At 51.1% G+C, this 3,597-nt stretch carries 3 protein-coding genes and 2 pseudogenes; all 5 read right to left on the bottom strand.

The window, feature by feature from the left end; translation table 11 throughout:
* Nucleotides 1-25 precede the first annotated feature (25 nt).
* On the bottom strand, nt 26-1,138 hold the full coding sequence (locus DT343_RS18395) for a PTS ascorbate transporter subunit IIC (RefSeq protein WP_258522618.1): 1,113 nt from the start codon (nt 1,136-1,138) through the stop codon (nt 26-28).
* A gap of 43 nt (nt 1,139-1,181) precedes the next feature.
* Nucleotides 1,182-1,442, bottom strand: a pseudogene (locus tag DT343_RS18390) (PTS transporter subunit IIC); the annotation flags it as partial.
* Between the two features lie 70 nt (nt 1,443-1,512).
* Nucleotides 1,513-1,722, bottom strand: a complete 210-nt coding sequence (locus tag DT343_RS18385) for a PTS sugar transporter subunit IIB (RefSeq protein WP_220116853.1) — start codon at nt 1,720-1,722, stop codon at nt 1,513-1,515.
* A gap of 75 nt (nt 1,723-1,797) precedes the next feature.
* Nucleotides 1,798-2,502 (bottom strand): RNA pyrophosphohydrolase, encoded by a 705-nt coding sequence (locus DT343_RS18380; RefSeq protein ID WP_220116851.1) that lies wholly within the window; start codon nt 2,500-2,502, stop codon nt 1,798-1,800.
* Between the two features lie 114 nt (nt 2,503-2,616).
* Nucleotides 2,617-3,597: pseudogene (locus tag DT343_RS18375) on the bottom strand (hypothetical protein); the annotation flags it as partial.

Below are 3,597 nucleotides of genomic sequence, written 5' to 3'. Positions count from 1 at the left end.
TATTTCAAAGGATCGTCAAGTATTCTTAATATAAGATTGTTCGGAATCTGAGCCAAACAGGCATGAGCAGCCTGTTTGGCTTAAAGTGTTTAAGCGGATGTTTCGCTATTGCTTTTTCCGGCACTAAACGGTGATAAGCCACCAAGCCGCCGATAATGGCAAAGATGACAAGACTAATCAGCACCGCACCCACGCCTGCGAGTTTGCCCATCAAAATGCCCACCACGCCGAAATCGGTATCGGAGAAAGTGGTGGCGGCAAAGCCCAAATCGCCTAAGACCGGCAATAGGAAAACGGGCAAGAAGCTAATCAAAACGCCGTGTACGAAAGCGCCGACAATCGCCCCGCGCCGTCCGCCGGTGGCATTGCCGAAGACGCCTGCGGTCGCGCCGCAGAAGAAATGCGGCACCACACCCGGCAGAATCAATACCCAATTGAGCATGCCCAACATTGCCAAGCCGACCAAACCGCCGACAAAACTGGATAAAAAGCCGATTAAAACGGCATTGGGCGCATAGGGGAAGACAATCGGGCAATCCAAAGCAGGCTTGGCATTCGGCACCAAGCGCTCGGAAAAGCCGGTAAAGGCGGGGACGATTTCCGCCAAAATCAGGCGCACACCTTGCAAAATGATGAACACCCCTGCGGCAAAAGTAATCGCTTGGATAATGGCGAAGACTAAGAAATTCTTGCCGGCGCTTAATTGGGTTTGCACGAATTCAGAGCCTGCGGCAATCACCAAAATCAGATAAATAATCGCCATGGTGATGGAAATCGAGACCGAACTGTCGCGCAAGAAACTCAAATTTTTCGGTAAATTCAATTCTTCGGTCGATTTCGAGCCTTTGCCGATCCATTGTCCGATAGCGCCCGCCAGTACATAGCCCACCGTGCCGAAATGCCCGAAGCCGACATCATCGCTACCGGTAATTTTGCACATATATTTTTGCGCAATGGCAGGGAAAAACGCCATGACAAAGCCCAACCACAGCGAGCCGACCAAAACCAGCATAAAGCTCTTTAAGCCCGCCACGCTGAGAATCACGGCAATCATGCACGCCATATAGAAGGTATGGTGACCGGTTAAAAAGATATATCGCAAGCGCGTAAAGCGCGCGATTAAGATATTCGCCACCATGCCGAAGGCCATAATCAAAGCGGTTGCCCGTGCCGAAGGATTTCAATGCCATCGATACCACCGCTTCATTATTGGGAATAATGCCCTGCACGCCGAAGCTGCCCTGCATAATCGCGCCCATCGGGCTCAAAGAACTGACCACCAAGCCCGCCCCGCCGCTTAAGACGAGGAAGCCTAAAATCGTTTTCGTGGTTCCGCGCACCATATCGGCGGCGGATTTTTTCTGCGCGATTAAGCCTACTAAGGCGACCAAACCGACCAATACGGAAGGTTCGCTGAGAATATCGACAATAAATTTCAGCATGGCTAAGCCCCTTGAGCAGAGAAATAGGCTTTGAGTTTTTCTTCGTATTCCGCTGCGCTGACGAGATTTTTCATCTTAATGATTTTTGCGGATCTAAGCTGCTGCTGCCGGCAATATCCTCGCCCATCACGAACAGATCGGCATCTTCATTGCCGGTTACCGATAAATCCGAATGTCCGACTTCTGCCTCAATTCCCAGATTTTTCAATGCCTTTTTTAAATTCATTTCCATTAAAAAACTACTGCCCAGACCATGGGCGCATACTGCTAAGATTTTCATCCTACCTCTCCATGTATGCGGCATTGCCGCGTTAAACAAAAAGCCTCGAATTGACCTGCAATTCAAGGCTTCATTTTAAAACGATTTGCGGCGGCGTTTGGCAAAAGACGGTACTTTGCGTTTAGGCTGCGCGGCAGGCGGCGTCGGCTTGGCGTGATTATCGCTTTGCGGCGGTGAGAAATCCGGTTTGCGTGCCAATAATTGTGCATCAAGGCCCGCCAATTCTTCCAATGCCGCCTGATAAACACGGCGTTTAAAATGCACCACTTCCAAGGCAGGGCGCCAAAAATCCACCCATTGCCACTGCTCGAATTCCGGCGAGTCGTTCACATTCAAATTCACCATGCTTTCCGCGGCTTTCAAACGCAGCAAAAACCATTTCTGCTTTTGCCCGATACATTGCACCATGCCTTGCCGACGACGGCGGCGAAAACGCAAGGGCAGACGATATGCCAGCCAAGATTTTGTTTGCGCAAGCAATTCTACATGTTCGGGCAATAAGCCCGTTTCTTCGTTTAACTCGCGATACATCGCTTGTTCGGCAGATTCGCCGGCGACCATGCCGCCTTGCGGAAATTGCCAAGCATTTTGCCCGACACGCCGCGCCCAGAACACTTCGTTGCGCGCATTGATGATCACAATGCCGACGTTGTAACGAAAGCCCTGCGCATCAAAAATATTGTCATCATTATTTTGTATATTCATACGTGTATTGTTCCATAAGCCCAGCAAACTGACAATTTTTTGTTTTCGCTTTCTTTTTTTCTGCTTTATTATCAATCATGCAGTTCTATATCCGGCGATTTCATGACGGAGAAGCGAGGCCTTGGAAGCAGAAAATCGCTGTCTTTCTTAGCCGCCGAAGTTCTGCAGTATTGTTTTAGTGTTTTCGGATTATTGTCCGCGCATAAAGAGCGCGCCCAGTTGTTCTTCGCTGAGTTGCGTCCATGTGGGGCGACCGTGATTGCATTGTCCTGCGGCGGGTGTGTTTTCGATGTCGCGTAGGACTTGGTTCATTTCCGAGAGCGAGAGTTTGTGATGAGCGCGGATGGCACGGTGGCAACTCATAGTGGAAAGAATTTGGTCTTGCAGGCGTTCTATGGCGCGGCTGTGCGGATATTCCGCCAGTTCATTAAGCACGTCTGCGAGAATGGCGGCGTTATCGGCTTTTTTCAGAAGTTCCGGCACGCTATCAATCAGCAGTTCTCCGCCTTCAATCCGCCATTGGTAGCCGAGCGCGCAGAGCCATTGGGCATGTTCGGCGAGTAGGTCTTCTTGCATCGGGTTAATCACAAGCGTTTGCGGTACAAGCAGTTTTTGTGCATTGCCTTGGCGTTTTTGTCGGAGTTGGGCTTTGAATTTTTCATAGATGATGCGTTCATGCGCGGCGTGCATGTCCACAATGACTAAGCCTTGCCGATTTTCCGCCACAATAAAGATGCCGTGGATTTGCCCTAGGGCGAAGCCCAGAGGGTAGTCGCCTGCTTCTTCTTGGGGCGGCGTTTCTATTTGCGCCGCTGTTTTGGGACTTGCCCATTGGTAGTAGCTTTTCGTTTCTTGCAAGCTGGGGCGGCTAGGGCGCGGCGAGTCCTGATGGTAGTCGCTGCTTTTTTGCCATGCAAGACTTTGCGGACGCATGCTTGGCGGCGGAGGAGTCGCAGGGCTGCTTGGTTTTGTCTCTTCTTGGGCGGCAGGAATGATGCTGATGTGCTGAGGGCGCACGGCGCGCAGGCTGTGATGCAGGGTGCTGAAGATGAAGTCGTGCGTGAGCGCGGCTTCACGGAAGCGTACTTCGTATTTCTGCGGATGCGCGTTTACGTCTACAAGCTCGGGGTCGATGTCCAAATACAGGACAAAGATAGGCTGGCGACCGTG

It is taken from the genome of Brevundimonas vesicularis, from assembly GCF_900445985.1.
GTDB lineage: Bacteria > Pseudomonadota > Alphaproteobacteria > Caulobacterales > Caulobacteraceae > Brevundimonas > Brevundimonas vesicularis_D.
Note: the sequence above shows the minus strand (reverse complement) of the source record. Positions and strands in the feature narration are given on the sequence as shown.